This is a genomic window from Pseudomonas umsongensis (assembly GCF_002236105.1).
Classification (GTDB): Bacteria; Pseudomonadota; Gammaproteobacteria; order Pseudomonadales; family Pseudomonadaceae; genus Aquipseudomonas; species Aquipseudomonas umsongensis.
On record NZ_NIWU01000007.1, the window covers coordinates 161,151 to 175,241 of the forward strand.

Below are 14,091 nucleotides of genomic sequence, written 5' to 3' on the forward strand. Positions count from 1 at the left end.
AACCTTGGATCCTGTCGCAGCCCGTTCCGCTGGCTGCCTCGCGACTCCCCGGGAGGGTTGAACATGTCAAAGCAGATCCCCGTCAGTCATATGGCCTTTGTCCGGGCACGCCCGGGGCGTTCTCAAGAACTGGGAGTGCGCCTGAGCGCGCTGATCGAGCCGTCGCGGGCCGCACCAGGCTGCCTGAGCTTCGCCTTGCAGCAGTCGCAATGCGATCCGCAGTTGTGGCTGGTGTCCGGTTTTTGGGTCAACCAGCAGGCCATGAACGCGTACTTCAGCACGCCGGCCATGGAGGTTTTTGCCGAGCTGGTGCAGGAACTGGTGGTCGACAGCCTGGATTTTCACACCTTCAAGGACGTGTCGGCGACGCAGGCGTTGCGACAGTCCGGGGCAGCGGTACACAAACTGGCCGGTTGAGGGTTTAATGGCAGCATTCTCAACTAGCCAGGATGCGCGACATGGCACGCAAAGCCTTTGAACACTTCGAAGCCGTTTCAGCTGTAGTACCGGGCGAGGGTGGCTACCACGCCGCAATCGCAGTCAAGGCATTGGGTGGTTCCGGCGCCCCGCGTTTTCACAAAGTGTTGGAAGGCCAGACCTTCAAGACCGCTCACGAGGCCGATGATGCGGCCGCGAAGGAGCTGACTCGCCTCAAGGACGTCAAGGAAAACACCGACCTGCTCTGGTAATCACTTCACCGCCCCCGGGCGATACATCTTGAACAATGCCTCAGGCCCCAGCTGGAAATAATCCGCCGGCCCGCCGCCGCGCAGAATCGGTTCTGCCGCGGCGGTGTCGTACACCCCATCCTTCAATAGCCACTTGGCGATATGCACGGCGACGACTTCGCCGAGAATCAGCCAGCTCGGCACCACATTTCCGTCCGCCCGCTGCAGCTGAATAATCTGGGTGACCTTGCATTCGAAAGACACCGGGCTTTCGGCGACCCGTGGCACCTGAATGACTTTCGAGGGGACGGTGGTCAGGCCTGCCAGTTCGAACTCGTTGACCTGCGGTCCGACCATGGCACTGCTCTGGTTCATCTGCTCGGCCAGTGGCCGGGTGGCGAGGTTCCAGGCGAATTCACCCGTCTGTTCAATGTTGTTCAGGCTGTCTTTGCGCCCGACGCTGGAAAATCCAATGATCGGCGGGATGTAGTTGAAGGCGTTGAAAAAGCTGTAGGGCGCCAGGTTCAAGCGGCCTTCGCCATCCTGTGAAGAAATCCAGCCGATGGGGCGCGGGCCGACGATCGCGTTGAACGGGTCGTGGGGCAGGCCGTGGCCATTGGCGGGTTCGTAGTAGTGGATGTCATCGGGCATGGAGAAAATCCTGGGGCTTTCGATAGGCGGTCATGGTGCTGGGACCGGCACTATTTTTCCAGCCAATAAACATCTCGTAGGAGCTGCCGCAGGCTGCGATCTTTTGATCTTGCCGTTGGAAATCAAAAGATCGCAGCCTGCGGCAGCTCCTACAGGTGTTGTGACAGTGCGCATGTTTTTGCTGTGCTCCAGAAATGACTAAGCCCGGCCGAAGCCGGGCTTTGGTGCCAATCTTGCGGATTAGCTGACGGAAGCACCGCCAGTGCGGTCGTAACCATCTTCAGCGACAGTGGCGCCGCCGGTGCGGTCGTAGCCATCTGCGGCGACGGTAGCGGAACCCGTGCGGTCATAGCCGTCTGCTGCAACAGCGGAACCAGTGCGGTCGTAACCGTCGGCAGCGAAGGTGTTGGCGGCCAGTACGGACAGGGCGATGGCGAGGAACAGTTTGGTTTTCATTTCATTTCTCCAGGTTCTTTGGCGTTTTGTCTCTCGGGCATGGGTTTCATGCTACGCCAATTAAACTGATTAAAAAGCGCAAAATAATGCTAAAAACAATCGATTAAGTAGATGTTAAGGCCGTGAGGCTTTACTGCTTTCAGAGACTAGTGAACGCATCGCATTTAACCGATCAGGCAAACTCAGGATGGCGGCCGGGCATTAACTCGTGATTAATCCATTGGATGGCGATTCTGTTTTCCAAGACCCTGGGCACCGCGCTTGGCGATTACCTGGCTGATGACTCGGGGCTTGGCTTTGCCGGTGGCGCGCTATTGATCGGCTCGACCATTGCGTTGGTCGTGCTGCTCAAATACTTCACGAAGATTTCGTCGGTGCTGTTGTTCTGGGTGGCGTTCGTGCTCACCCGGCCGTTCGGCGCGACATTGGGTGATTTCCTGACCAAGCCACATGAAAAGGGTGGGCTGGACTTTGGCACCATTGGTTCGACGCTGGTGCTGGCGGGGATTCTGGTGGTGATGATTGCGGGGGCTTCGTACGCGCAGAACACGTACGCGAATCGGGCGGTAGTCGAGTTGACTTGATACCGAGGCGTCCCCTTCGCGGGCAAGCCTCGCTCCCACAATGGATCCGAGTGAATCAGCCCTTGTGGGAGCGAGCCTGATCGCGAAGAGGCCGGTATGACCGACCTCGATGCGACTGTCAGTCAGTGACGATCCGCGAATGCTTGCGGGTGTCTTTCATGGTGACGTACACCAGCAGGGACACGGCGATGCACGCCGTGACATACCAGTAGTAACCGGTTTCCATGCCAATGCTCTTGAACCACAGCGCGATGTATTCAGCGGTGCCGCCGAAGATCGACACGGTCAGGGCATACGGCAGGCCTACGCCCAAGGCGCGGATTTCGGTCGGGAACAGCTCGGCTTTGACCACCGCGTTGATCGAGGTGTAGCCGCTGACGATGATCAGTGCCGCCATGATCAGGAAGAACGCGCCCCACCAGGTCGTGATGGTGTGCAAGGTGGTGAGGATCGGCACGGTGAAAATCGTGCCCAGTACGCCAAAGGCGATCAGGATCGGACGTCGGCCGATCTTGTCCGACAGGCCACCGATGATTGGCTGCAGGCACATGAACAGGAACAGCGTGGCGGCAGAGATGGTGGTGGAGTCGGAAATGCTCATGCCGACGGTGTTCACCAGGTATTTCTGCATGTAGGTGGTGTAGGTGTAGAACGCCAGGGTCCCGCCCATGGTCAGGCCAACCACGGTCATCAGCTCTTTCGGATGGCGCATCAGGGTGCGCATCGCGCTTTCCTTGGCCTTTTCTTTCTTGGTGAACGACTCGGTTTCTTCCATGCCACGGCGCAGGTACAGTGCGACCACGGCACACAGCGCGCCGATCGCGAACGGGATGCGCCAGCCCCAGGCGTATAGCTCTTCGGTGGTCAGTACGTTCTGCAGGACGATCAGTACACCCAGTGCTATGAGTTGACCGGAGATCAGGGTCACGTACTGGAAGCTGGAGTAGAAACCGCGACGTTCCTTGGTCGCCATCTCGCTCAGGTAAGTAGCGGAGGTGCCGTATTCGCCACCGACCGACAGGCCTTGCAGCAAGCGGGCGAACACCAGCAGGATCGGCGCACCGATACCGATGATTTCATAGCCCGGGCTCAGGGCGATCAGGAGCGAACCGAAGCACATCAGGTACACCGAGGCCATCAGGGCTTTCTTGCGTCCGACTTTGTCAGCGTACAGGCCCATCAGCCACCCGCCGATCGGGCGCATCAGGAAACCCACGGCGAAAATCGCAGCGGTATTCAGCAGTTGTGCGGTGGTGTCGCCTTTGGGGAAAAAGGTCTTGGCGAAATAGAGCGAGAAAGCGGCGTAGACGTACCAGTCATACCACTCGACCATGTTGCCGACAGAACCGCTGAAGATAGATTTGATACGGCTGGAAGTGGTTCGTTCTTTTGCCGGCGCGGCAACCGACCCACGGGGCAGGGTATTGGAGTTATCCATTGAAGGATCCTTCGTTTAATTATTTTTTGTGGAGCGCGCATAAACGCAGCCTGCGGGGGCTATAGCAGGAGCTGTGCCAAGAGGGAGAGGGCCGGTTTAGAGGGGGATTGAGGTTTGAGTGAGCGGAAATCCGCTTATTCTGGAGAGGGTGTGAGCGAAAAACCGCTTAACGCTTTGATCGTTCCCATGCTCCGCGTGGGAATGCAGCCAGGGACGCTCTGCGTCCCAAAAGCCGAACGCGGAGCGTCCGTCGAGGCATTCCCACGCAGAGCGTGGGAACGATCATTCACCGAGAAACATCTCTCGGTTAAGCCCATGCCGCTGCATCTTTTCATTGAACGTCCGGCGCGGCAGCTGCAGTTCTTCAAGCACCGCCTTCACATCACCCTTGTGCCGGGTCAATGCTGCGCGCAGGCACTGCGCTTCAAACGCTTCCTGCTGCGCTGCCAGTGACTGTCCCGGCTCGATGCCCGCCGGCACAGGCTCGCCAAGCCCCAACACCTGGCGCTCGGCTACGTTTGCCAGTTCGCGCACATTGCCTGGCCAGTCGTGACTCAACAGATGGCTCAACTGGGGCCCGCTCAACGGCGCAAAGGTTCGCCCCAGTCGCTCTGCAGCACTTTGGGCAAAGGCCTCGTACAACAACGGAATGTCTTCGCGACGGTCACGCAGCGGTGGCAGGCGCAATTCGGCGACGTTCAAACGGTAAGCCAGGTCCTCGCGGAAACGTCCGGCCCGTGCTTCGTCGAGCAAGTCCGGCTTGGTTGCGGCGATGATGCGCAAATCCACTCGAATACTCTGGTTCGAGCCCAAGCGCTCAAGCTTCTGCTCCTGTAGCACCCGCAGCAATTTCACTTGCTGGGCCAGGGGCATGCTTTCGATTTCATCGAGAAACAACGTGCCGCCATCGGCGTATTCGAGTTTGCCGATGCGCTTGCCTTGGGCACCGGTGAATGCGCCGCTTTCGTGGCCAAACAGTTCTGCTTCGAACAATTGTTCGGGGATGGCCGCGCAATTCAAGGCGACGAAGGGTTTATCGGCGCGCGGCCCGAAATCGTGCAGGCAGCGGGCAACCAGTTCTTTGCCGCTACCGGTTTCACCGCGGATCAATACGTTGACCGGCAACGCCGCCAAATCAAGAACCTGGCGACGTAGCGTCTGCAAGCCACGGGACACACCCAGCAGCGTCGCGTCGAGTTTGGCGCGGTTGTCGGCCTGCTCGTGCAAGGCGCGGTTTTCCAGCACCAGCCGGCGCTTGTCCAGCGCGCGGTGCAGGCTGCCAAGCAGGGTTTGCGGGCTGAAGGGTTTTTCCAGGAAGTCGTAAGCGCCATCGCGCATCGCATCGACAGCCATCGGCACGTCGCCATGGCCGGTCAGCAGAATCACCGGCAAGTCGGCATCGCGGCGCTGGACTTCAGCCAGCAGTTCCAGCCCGGACATGCCGGGCATGCGCACGTCGCTGAGGATCACTCCGGGGTAATGCGCGGGCAGTTGCGCCAGGCATTCGTCGGCGCGGCTGAACAGTTGCACCTGGAAACCCGACAGGCCCAACCACTGCTCGACGGCGCTGCGGATGCTGCTTTCGTCGTCGACCACCATCACTGAATTGAGCATGTGCCAGGAGCCTCCGGATCGATGGGCAAGGTGAGTGTGAACACCGCGCCGTTGTCGTGATTATCGGCGCTCAGGCGTCCTCCCGATTCGTGAACGATGGCAAAGGATACGGCCAGACCGATGCCCAGGCCATCACCCACCGGTTTGGTGGTGAAAAAGGGATCGAAGACCTTCGACAGGTTTTCTTCGGCGATGCCGCCGCCGTTGTCGATGACGCTCAGGCGCCACAGTTGTTCGTCGGCTTCCAGGCGGATTTCCAGGCGTTTGCAGGGTTTGTCCTGCATCGCATCCAGAGCGTTGCGTAGCAGATTGATCAACACTTGCTCCAGGCGAATTGCGTCGCCGCGCACCCACGCCGGGCGCGCCAGGTGCAGCACGGTGCTGACCTGTTCGTCGCGCAGGCGAGTGTCGAGCAGCTCAAGCGATTGGTCCACCACCGATGCCAGGTCCAGGCGTTCGCGCAAACCGCTGGGGCTTTTGCGGGCGAAGGTTTTCAGGTGGCCGGTGAGGGCGGCCATGCGCGTCAGCATGTCATCCACCGGCTTGAGAGCCTTGTAGGCGTCGTCGACCCGGCCGTGGTCGAGCAACAGTCGCAGCGTCGCCAGCTGCATGCGCTGGGCGGTCAGTGGTTGATTGATTTCATGGGCCAGCGCCGCCGACATCTGGCCGAGGGCCGCGAGTTTGGCCGATTGCACCAGACCCTCCTGGGCGGTGCGCAGGTCGCGGGTACGCTCTTCCACCAGCTGTTCGAGCTCTTCGCGACTACGCTGGCGCATTTTTGCCAGGCGCCAGCGCTGATTGAGGAACAGCAGCAGAAACACCAGTGTCAGCCACAGGCCGGCTGCGGCGAGGGCGGCGTTGCGACTGTCTTCGAATGCTACTTGCGGACGACGCAGCAGGTGCAGCGTCCAGCCCTCGGCGGCCAGCGGCAGGGATTCCCACAGGTAATCCGTCTTGCCGTCCGGACCGTCGACCCGCGCCAGTTCGCTGTTGTCGTCGAAGCGGCGCAACGATTGATAGTCGAGCCGCGTCAGCGGCTGCTTGTCGTATTGGCGGGTGGCCTTGAGCTCGGCAAGGTCGCTGTCGCTCAACGGTTTCAATTGGCGATAGCGCCAGCCCGGCTGATTGGCGATGAAGATGATGCCGCGTGCATCGCTGACCAGCAGCGTGTCGTTGCCCTGGCGCCATTCGCGTTCCAGTTCGGGAAATTCGAGCTTCACTACCATGGCTCCGAGAAACTGCCCGTCGTCGTTGGTCACGGCACTGGACAAGAAGTAGCCCGGTATCCCGCTGGTCACCCCCACGGCATAAAAACGCCCGGTGCCCTGGGTGCGGGTCTGGTTGAAGTAAGGGCGAAAGCCATAATTGTGGCCGACGTAACTGCTGGGCAAGCGCCAGTTGCTTGCTGCCACGGCGAGACCGGTGCGATCGAGCAGTTCCAGGGTCGAGGACTCGGCGGCGCCATTGATCTTTTCCAGCTTGCGGTTCAGCACGTCCTGTTGCTCTGGGTTGACCGGGCCTTTGAGCGCGTCACGCAGCTGCGGGTCCAGCGCCAGCACCGAGGGCAGGGCGCGGTAGCGTTCGATCAGGGTGTGCAGGGATGTGGCATACAGCGCCAATTGCTGATTGGCACGGGCCGCATCTTCAACCAGGGACTGGCGCACGGTGTGGCGCATGGCCAGGGTGGCAGCAATGGCGGCACCGGCGATGATCAGCACGGTGTACAGCGGCAGGCGCAGGGATCGGGAAGTCAGCGGCATGCAGTGGACAACAGGAAAAAATGAGGGGGAGCACAATACCATGTGGAGGGCAGTCATCTCTCGCCGGTACCCATGCGCTGGCGCTGGTTTTACCGTGATGGTCGATCCCAGGCGTTTCAGTTTGTTACCAGCCAAAAAAAACCGGCGGGTCGTTGCCGACCGGCCGGTTTGTTGGGGTTTCAGTGCAGCTTACTGCACTTCCACCGCCAGGCTTTCACTGATCTTTTGCTGCCAGATGGCAGGACCGGTGATGTGTACCGACTCGCCCTTGCTGTCGACTGCGACAGTCACTGGCATGTCTTTCACGTCGAACTCGTAGATCGCTTCCATGCCCAGTTCGGCGAATGCCACCACGCGGGATTTCTTGATCGCTTGCGCCACCAGGTAAGCCGCGCCGCCCACTGCCATCAGGTAAACGGCCTTGTGGTCCTTGATCGCGTCGATTGCGGTCGGGCCGCGCTCGGATTTGCCGATCATGCCCAGCAGGCCGGTTTGCTCGAGAATCTGACGGGTAAACTTGTCCATGCGCGTGGCGGTGGTCGGGCCAGCCGGGCCTACCACTTCTTCGCGCACCGGATCGACCGGGCCGACGTAATAGATGAAGCGACCCTTCAGGTCCACCGGCAGGGTTTCACCCTTGTTCAGCATCTCGACCATGCGCTTGTGCGCAGCGTCGCGACCGGTAAGCATCTTGCCGTTGAGCAGGACGGTTTCGCCCGGCTTCCAGCTCTGCACTTCTTCCGGGGTCAGGGTGTCGAGGTTGACGCGACGGGCCGACGGACCCGCTTCCCAGACGATTTCCGGGTAGGCGTCCAAAGGTGGCGCTTCCAGGGATGCCGGGCCAGAACCGTCGAGCACGAAGTGCGCGTGACGGGTAGCGGCGCAGTTCGGGATCATGCACACCGGCAACGAGGCGGCGTGGGTCGGGTAATCCATGATCTTCACGTCGAGCACGGTGGTCAGGCCGCCGAGGCCCTGGGCGCCGATGCCCAGCTGGTTGACCTTCTCGAACAGCTCCAGGCGCATTTCTTCGATGCGGTTCTGCGGGCCGCGGGCCTTAAGCTCGTGAATGTCGATGGACTCCATCAACACTTCCTTGGCCATCACCGCGGCTTTCTCGGCGGTGCCGCCGATGCCGATGCCGAGCATGCCCGGTGGGCACCAGCCGGCACCCATGGTCGGAACGGTCTTGAGCACCCAGTCGACGATCGAGTCGGACGGGTTGAGCATGGCCATTTTCGACTTGTTCTCGGAACCGCCACCCTTGGCTGCCACGTCCACTTCCACGGTGTTACCCGGAACGATGGAGTAGTGGATGACGGCCGGGGTGTTGTCCTTGGTGTTTTTACGAGCGCCCGCCGGGTCGGCGAGGATCGAGGCGCGCAGGACGTTTTCCGGCAGGTTGTAAGCCCGGCGCACGCCTTCGTTGATCATGTCGTCCAGGCCCATGGTGGCGCCATCCCAACGTACGTCCATGCCTACGCGAACGAAAACGGTGACGATGCCGGTGTCCTGGCAGATCGGGCGGTGGCCGGTGGCGCACATCCGCGAGTTGATCAGGATCTGCGCCATGGAGTCACGGGCCGCTGGCGATTCTTCGCGCAGGTAGGCTTCGTGCATCGCCTGGATGAAATCCACGGGGTGGTAATAGGAAATGAACTGCAGGGCGTCGGCAACGCTCTGAATCAGGTCGTCTTGCTTGATCACGGTCATGAGTCGCGCTCCTCTAAAAGACGGGAACATTCAATAAGGTGCTTGCAGCTTGGGTACTTCGGTCGGTTGCAAGCACCTTTCAAGGCACGCCGGGCATGCTGGCGCGACGCTAAAAAGGCGCGGCAGTATACCGCGCATCAAAGGCAGGTACACGCGCCGGCGGTCAAACCTTGGTCTGATTGTCGTGCCCGATCCCCGTAGGAGCTGTCGAAGGCTGCGATCTTTTGATTTTGTTTTTAAGATCAAGATCAAAAGATCGCAGCCTGCGGCAGCTCACAGTGAAATTGTGTCACCCGAAAATTGAATGGTTATTTATCGGCCGCACCACTAAAGTGACATTCGGTCTGTAGAGTAGGACGCTCTGTCAGTCTCCTTTCATAGGGTGAGTCAACGATTGACCCATAACGCCATCCAGCGCCTGTTGCTCAAACGTTTTTCCCTCGCAGCCGGCACCTACGCCCTGGCCCTGCTACTGCTGTGGCTGGCGTTTTTTACCGGCCACTACGATGAGTCGCTGGCCAACGTCGCCGTCGGCAGTGGGCTGGTGGTCATCAGCCAGGCGGCGTTGTTCGTAGTGTTTTACAGCGGCTGCAACCTGCGTTTTTCCGACCCCAGCCTGACCGAGACGCAGGTGCTGCTGGGGCTGGGTTGGCAAACCTGGCTGATTGCCAATCTGGATGAGGCTCGTGGCGCGTTTCTGGTGTTCTACGTGCTGATTCTGTTGTTCGGGCTGTTTCATCTGTCGCGCCGTGCATTTGCGCGCTGTGCGTTGCTGGTCTTTTTCAGTTTCAGCGCGATCACGCTGTGGGAGGGCTACCACTTCCAGCTGGCCGACCCGGCGCTGGCCGCATTGCAGGTATGCGTACTGTTCATCGTGCTGGTCTGGCTTGAGCTGTACGCCCGTTACGTCCAGGCCTCCCGCCTGCGCATGCGTCAACGCCGCTTCGCCTTGCAGGCGCACCAGGACACGTTGCGCGGGATGATGCGCCAGCTCGAGGATCTGGTCGCTACCGACGAGTTGACCGGACTGTTCAATCGCCGGCATTTCCTGCGCCTGGCTTCACGCGAACTCAAGGCCATGGACGCCAGCGTCGTGCATGGCCTGGCGCTGATCGACCTCGATCACTTCAAGCGCATCAACGATATTCACGGCCATGCGGCTGGCGATCAGGTATTGCAGGCATTTGCCGGCGTGGCGTCGGCCTGCCTGCGCGACGGTGATGTCCTGGCGCGCTACGGCGGAGAAGAGTTTGTGGTGTTGCTGCCTGATTGCGATGCCGGTCGATTGACCGCTTGTTGCGAGCGGCTGCGCCTCGCCTTTATCGATGTCGAGCTGATCGGCTTGAAAGTCGGCAGTCTCAGCCTGTCCGCCGGCATGACCCTGCTGTTACCGGGTGATGATCTTGACGAGGCCTTGCAGCGGGCTGACCAGGCGCTTTATCGGGCCAAACGTGACGGCCGCAACCGTTGCGCTGCAGCATGGGAAAACGTCGATGCCTGAGTTGCGCGTCGGTGACCGCCAATGGTCGGTGCCAGTTGGCAGTAATCTGCTTGATGCCCTGAATCAGAACGGCGTGTCGGTGCCTTACAGCTGTCGTGCCGGCAGTTGCCATGCGTGCCTGGTGCAATGCGTGCAAGGGCTGCCGAGCGACAGCCGGCCCGATGCCTTGAGTGCGCAGCAGCGCCAGCAAGGCTGGCGGCTGGCATGCCAGTGCCAGGTGGTCGAGGATTTGCAAGTGCACACCTTCGACCCGCAGCAGGATGGCAGCCCGGCCGAAGTCGCGGCCGTCGATTGGTTGAGCGCCAGCGTATTGCGCTTGCGCCTCACCCCGCAGCGTCCATTGCGCTATAGCGCAGGTCAGCATCTGGTGTTGTGGGCCGGTAATGTGGCGCGGCCGTATTCCCTCGCCAGCCTGCCGGAGGAAGACCGCTTCCTGGAGTTCCACCTCGATTGCCGCCTGCCAGGTGAATTCAGTGACGCGGCGCGTCAGCTGAGCATTGGCGATCCAGTCCGCCTCGGCGAGTTGCGGGGCGGGGCATTGCATTACGACCCGGACTGGCATGCCCGGCCGTTGTGGCTAATGGCCGCCGGCACCGGCCTGGGACCATTGTTTGGCGTGTTGCGCGAAGCATTGCGTCAGGATCATCAGGGTGCCATCCGTGTGATTCACCTGGCCCATGATGCCAATGAGCATTATCTGGCCAAACCCCTGCAAGCCATGGCAGCCAGTCGTCCGAACCTCAGTATCGAGCTCTGGACCCCAGCCGGGTTGCCAGCGGCATTGGCGCAAATGCGCCTTGTCTCTCGGCAAACCCTCGCCTTGGTCTGTGGAGCCCCCGATAGCGTTGACGCCTTCGCCCGGCGCCTGTACCTGGCAGGACTGCCGCGTAATCAACTGCTGGCCGACGTGTTCCTGCCCCGTGGTTGAGATGATACAGCTCAAGGCAATGGCGGCATTGAACCCAAAAAAGATCGCAGCCTGCGGCAGCTCCTACAATGGAATGCGTTCCCTGTAGGAGCTGCCGCAGGCTGCGATCTTTTAATCTTCAAAACAAAAAAGCCCCGCCATTCACATGGCAGGGCTTTCGTTTTTCAGCGAGCGGTCACTCAGACCATCGGATCGCCAACGTGCAGGATCTTCATGCCGTTGGTGCCACCGGTGGTGTGGTAGCTGTCGCCCTTGGTCAGGATGACCCAGTCGCCTTTCTGTACGACGCCGCGCTTGACCAGTTCGTCGATCGCCTTCTGGCTGACTTCGTTCGGTGCCAGCGAAGCCGGATCGAATGGAATGGTGTACACGCCACGGAACAGCGCCGCGCGCGCCTGGGCTTCACGGTGTGGAGTGAACGCATAGATCGGCACCGAGGAACGGATGCGCGACATGATCAGCGGGGTGTAGCCACTTTCGGTCAGGGCGATGATCGCCTTCACGCCCGGGAAGTGGTTGGCGGTGTACATGGTGGCCAGGGCGATGCTCTCGTCGCAGCGCTGGAACTCCTTGCCAATGCGGTGGCTGGAGGTCTTGCTGGTTGGGTGCTTTTCAGCGCCAACGCAGATTCGCGCCATTGCTTGCACAGCTTCCAGCGGGTACAGGCCGGCGGCACTTTCGGCCGAGAGCATCACGGCGTCGGTGTAGTCGAGCACGGCGTTGGCTACGTCGGACACTTCGGCGCGGGTCGGCATCGGGTTCTGGATCATCGACTCCATCATCTGGGTCGCCACGATCACGGCCTTGTTGTGGCGGCGCGCGTGCAGAATGATTTTCTTCTGGATGCCCACCAGTTCGGCGTCGCCGATTTCCACGCCCAGGTCACCACGGGCCACCATTACGGCGTCGGAGGCATTGATCAGGCCGTCGAGGGTTTCGTCGTCGGCTACGGCTTCGGCACGTTCGATCTTCGCCACCAGCCAGGCGGTACCGCCGGCTTCGTCGCGCAGTTGACGGGCGTATTCCATGTCGGCGGCGTCGCGCGGGAAGGACACGGCGAGGTAGTCGACCTGCATTTCGGCAGCGAGCTTGATGTCTGCCTTGTCTTTCTCGGTCAGGGCCGGTGCCGTCAGGCCACCACCGCGACGGTTGATGCCTTTATGGTCTGACAGCGGGCCGCCGATGGTCACGGTGCAGTTCAGTTCGGTAGCGGTGGCGGTGTCGACGCGCATCACCACGCGGCCGTCGTCGAGCAGCAGCTCGTCACCTACACCGCAGTCCTTGACCAGGTCCGGGTAGTCGATGCCGACCACTTGCTGGTTGCCTTCGGTCAGGGGATGGCTGGTGGAGAAGGTGAATTGATCACCGATCTTCAGCTCGATCTTCTTGTTGGCGAATTTGGCGATACGGATTTTCGGGCCTTGCAGGTCACCCAGCAGGGCAACGAAGCGGCCGTGCTTGGCAGCGAGGTCACGCACCAGCTTCGCGCGAGCCTTGTGCTCGTCGGGGGTGCCGTGGGAGAAGTTCAGGCGGGCTACGTCCAGGCCAGCCAGGATCAGCTGTTCGAGAACTTCCGGCGAGTTACTGGCCGGGCCAAGGGTGGCGACGATTTTGGTACGACGGACGGACATGCAAAGACTCCTGAGTTCAAGCGCTGAGTGAGGCTACTATGCTCTTGGGGTGTAGTCATTGTTCATGTGCACTACTTATTCGTTTGATTCTTTGAATGAACACTTTTGCTGACCTGCCACCTGAAGATTTTCGTCCACGGGTCGATACAGAGCTCAAGTCAGGAGAACTCCCATGCGATTCGTGCTCATAGCCGTCCTTGCCCTCAGTGTCGTGGGCTGCACCCGTTGGTCGATGAACCACCATTTGAACCTTGCCTATAGCGCCTATGACCGTGGTAATTGCGAGCAAGTGACGCTCGAGCTTTCCAAAGTTGAACGCGCCAGCCGCGCGCGGCCTTATGTGTGGCCAGAAGTGTCAATGTTGCGCGGTTTGTGTCTGGAACGGCAAAAACTGTTTGTCGATGCGGCGCAAACCTACCAGTTCATCATTGCTTCGTATCCGCAAAGCGAATACGCGTATCGCGCCCAGGCTCGCCTGGAAACCTTGCAAGCACTCAATCACTACCCGCTGCGAAGTTCGGCGACGGTACGTCCAACCCGCTTCTGATTACGTTTCTCATCTGGTGGCTGGCTCGCCGGCGACGGTGAGCTATAGTCGAATAGATCGGTTTGGAGCCTTGTCTGCAAACCGACGTAACACCTGTGATCGGCAGGAGTAAGCGGCAGCGGTTCATGGACTGTCGCACCAGGATCGGGGAGAGCGCGCCCATCGCCTGTCTATCAGGCCGGCCCGTTCCGAAGCATTAGTGCGGCCCTGCTTAAGGGCCTGGCAAAGCGAATTCAGCATGTTCACTGACCGCCGGATCGAGCGGCATCAACTGCCGTATTTTCTGAAAGTGTTCAACCGCATTACCGACAAGCCGATTGGCTATCTCGGCAACGTCTCCGAAGACGGGCTGATGCTTATCAGTCAGTTGCCGATGATGATCGGCGTGGATTTCGATTTGCGCCTGAAAATCCCCGCGAGCGGCGGGTGCATGCAGGTCATCGATCTGCGGGCGTGTTGCCTGTGGTGTCATGAAGACGCAACTCCTCACTACTATGACGCCGGGTTCAGCCTGCAACGGGCACCCCCGGAGTATGGGCAACTGGTGGAGGCATTGAGGCAGTACTTCAGTTTTCAGCCGTTGCCGGCGTCTGCCTGATG

The 14,091-nt window shown here is 60.4% G+C and carries 13 protein-coding genes and 1 pseudogene; 7 read left to right on the forward strand and 7 right to left on the reverse strand.

Annotated elements, in window-relative coordinates; translation table 11 throughout:
• The first annotated feature begins 63 nt into the window (after nt 1–63).
• Entirely contained in the window at nt 64–417 is a 354-nt protein-coding gene (locus PSUM_RS26660; RefSeq protein WP_033041757.1) for a putative quinol monooxygenase, read from the forward strand.
• A gap of 41 nt (nt 418–458) precedes the next feature.
• Nucleotides 459–689 (forward strand): hypothetical protein, encoded by a 231-nt coding sequence (locus tag PSUM_RS26665; protein ID WP_020799486.1) that lies wholly within the window; start codon nt 459–461, stop codon nt 687–689.
• On the opposite strand, the gene PSUM_RS26670 is transcribed toward PSUM_RS26665, so the two are convergent.
• Nucleotides 690–1,319, reverse strand: a complete 630-nt coding sequence (locus PSUM_RS26670; protein WP_020799488.1) for a flavin reductase family protein — start codon at nt 1,317–1,319, stop codon at nt 690–692.
• A 240-nt stretch (nt 1,320–1,559) separates the two neighbouring features.
• Nucleotides 1,560–1,775 carry a hypothetical protein gene (locus PSUM_RS26675; protein ID WP_008061934.1) on the reverse strand — a complete coding sequence of 72 codons (216 nt, stop codon included), beginning with the start codon at nt 1,773–1,775 and terminating at the stop codon, nt 1,560–1,562.
• Nucleotides 1,776–1,987: 212 nt separating this feature from the next.
• Between PSUM_RS26675 and PSUM_RS26680 the strand changes: the two are divergent.
• Nucleotides 1,988–2,359, forward strand: a pseudogene (locus PSUM_RS26680) (COG4705 family protein); the annotation flags it as partial.
• A gap of 118 nt (nt 2,360–2,477) precedes the next feature.
• On the opposite strand, the gene PSUM_RS26685 reads toward PSUM_RS26680, so the two are convergent.
• From PSUM_RS26685 to PSUM_RS26700, 4 genes are all read right to left on the reverse strand, one after another.
• Nucleotides 2,478–3,797 carry an MFS transporter gene (locus tag PSUM_RS26685; RefSeq protein WP_033044967.1) on the reverse strand — a complete coding sequence of 440 codons (1,320 nt, stop codon included), beginning with the start codon at nt 3,795–3,797 and terminating at the stop codon, nt 2,478–2,480.
• Between the two features lie 282 nt (nt 3,798–4,079).
• On the reverse strand, nt 4,080–5,411 hold the full coding sequence (locus PSUM_RS26690) for a sigma-54-dependent transcriptional regulator (RefSeq protein ID WP_033044968.1): 1,332 nt from the start codon (nt 5,409–5,411) through the stop codon (nt 4,080–4,082).
• Nucleotides 5,396–7,171, reverse strand: coding sequence for a sensor histidine kinase (locus PSUM_RS26695; RefSeq protein ID WP_083349687.1), 1,776 nt, complete (start codon nt 7,169–7,171; stop codon nt 5,396–5,398). The genes PSUM_RS26690 and PSUM_RS26695 overlap by 16 nt, the downstream gene beginning before the upstream one ends.
• Nucleotides 7,172–7,360: 189 nt before the next feature.
• The gene (locus PSUM_RS26700) at nt 7,361–8,884 is read right to left on the reverse strand and encodes a fumarate hydratase (RefSeq protein WP_008061943.1); all 1,524 of its coding nucleotides are present in this window, start codon (nt 8,882–8,884) and stop codon (nt 7,361–7,363) included.
• 394 nt (nt 8,885–9,278) lie between these two features.
• Between PSUM_RS26700 and PSUM_RS26705 the strand changes: the two genes are divergently transcribed.
• Nucleotides 9,279–10,385 carry a GGDEF domain-containing protein gene (locus PSUM_RS26705; RefSeq protein WP_083349686.1) on the forward strand — a complete coding sequence of 369 codons (1,107 nt, stop codon included), beginning with the start codon at nt 9,279–9,281 and terminating at the stop codon, nt 10,383–10,385.
• A complete protein-coding gene (locus tag PSUM_RS26710; RefSeq protein ID WP_020797865.1) occupies nt 10,378–11,313 on the forward strand; it encodes an iron-sulfur-binding ferredoxin reductase in 936 nt (311 codons plus the stop codon). Before PSUM_RS26705 ends, PSUM_RS26710 begins: the two co-directional genes overlap by 8 nt.
• Before the next feature lie 179 nt (nt 11,314–11,492).
• On the opposite strand, the gene pyk is transcribed toward PSUM_RS26710, so the two are convergent.
• Nucleotides 11,493–12,944, reverse strand: coding sequence for a pyruvate kinase (pyk, locus tag PSUM_RS26715; protein WP_020797866.1), 1,452 nt, complete (start codon nt 12,942–12,944; stop codon nt 11,493–11,495).
• 172 nt (nt 12,945–13,116) lie between these two features.
• Between pyk and PSUM_RS26720 the strand changes: the two genes are divergently transcribed.
• Together PSUM_RS26720 and PSUM_RS26725 are read left to right on the forward strand one after the other, a co-directional pair.
• On the forward strand, nt 13,117–13,491 hold the full coding sequence (locus tag PSUM_RS26720) for a tetratricopeptide repeat protein (protein ID WP_020797867.1): 375 nt from the start codon (nt 13,117–13,119) through the stop codon (nt 13,489–13,491).
• A gap of 238 nt (nt 13,492–13,729) precedes the next feature.
• Entirely contained in the window at nt 13,730–14,089 is a 360-nt protein-coding gene (locus tag PSUM_RS26725; protein WP_020797868.1) for a PilZ domain-containing protein, read from the forward strand.
• Nucleotides 14,090–14,091: the final 2 nt, after the last annotated feature.

Bases quoted from the DNA above. Each gene is read 5' to 3' on its own strand.
- PSUM_RS26725 (WP_020797868.1), top strand. From the start codon at position 13,730: ATGTTCACTGACCGCCGGATCGAGCGGCATCAACTGCCGTATTTTCTG.
- PSUM_RS26690 (WP_033044968.1), bottom strand. From the start codon at position 5,411: ATGCTCAATTCAGTGATGGTGGTCGACGACGAAAGCAGCATCCGCAGC.
- PSUM_RS26660 (WP_033041757.1), top strand. From the start codon at position 64: ATGTCAAAGCAGATCCCCGTCAGTCATATGGCCTTTGTCCGGGCACGC.
- PSUM_RS26700 (WP_008061943.1), bottom strand. From the start codon at position 8,884: ATGACCGTGATCAAGCAAGACGACCTGATTCAGAGCGTTGCCGACGCC.
- PSUM_RS26665 (WP_020799486.1), top strand. From the start codon at position 459: ATGGCACGCAAAGCCTTTGAACACTTCGAAGCCGTTTCAGCTGTAGTA.
- PSUM_RS26695 (WP_083349687.1), bottom strand. From the start codon at position 7,171: ATGCCGCTGACTTCCCGATCCCTGCGCCTGCCGCTGTACACCGTGCTG.
- PSUM_RS26710 (WP_020797865.1), top strand. From the start codon at position 10,378: ATGCCTGAGTTGCGCGTCGGTGACCGCCAATGGTCGGTGCCAGTTGGC.
- pyk (WP_020797866.1), bottom strand. From the start codon at position 12,944: ATGTCCGTCCGTCGTACCAAAATCGTCGCCACCCTTGGCCCGGCCAGT.
- PSUM_RS26685 (WP_033044967.1), bottom strand. From the start codon at position 3,797: ATGGATAACTCCAATACCCTGCCCCGTGGGTCGGTTGCCGCGCCGGCA.
- PSUM_RS26675 (WP_008061934.1), bottom strand. From the start codon at position 1,775: ATGAAAACCAAACTGTTCCTCGCCATCGCCCTGTCCGTACTGGCCGCC.
- PSUM_RS26720 (WP_020797867.1), top strand. From the start codon at position 13,117: ATGCGATTCGTGCTCATAGCCGTCCTTGCCCTCAGTGTCGTGGGCTGC.
- PSUM_RS26670 (WP_020799488.1), bottom strand. From the start codon at position 1,319: ATGCCCGATGACATCCACTACTACGAACCCGCCAATGGCCACGGCCTG.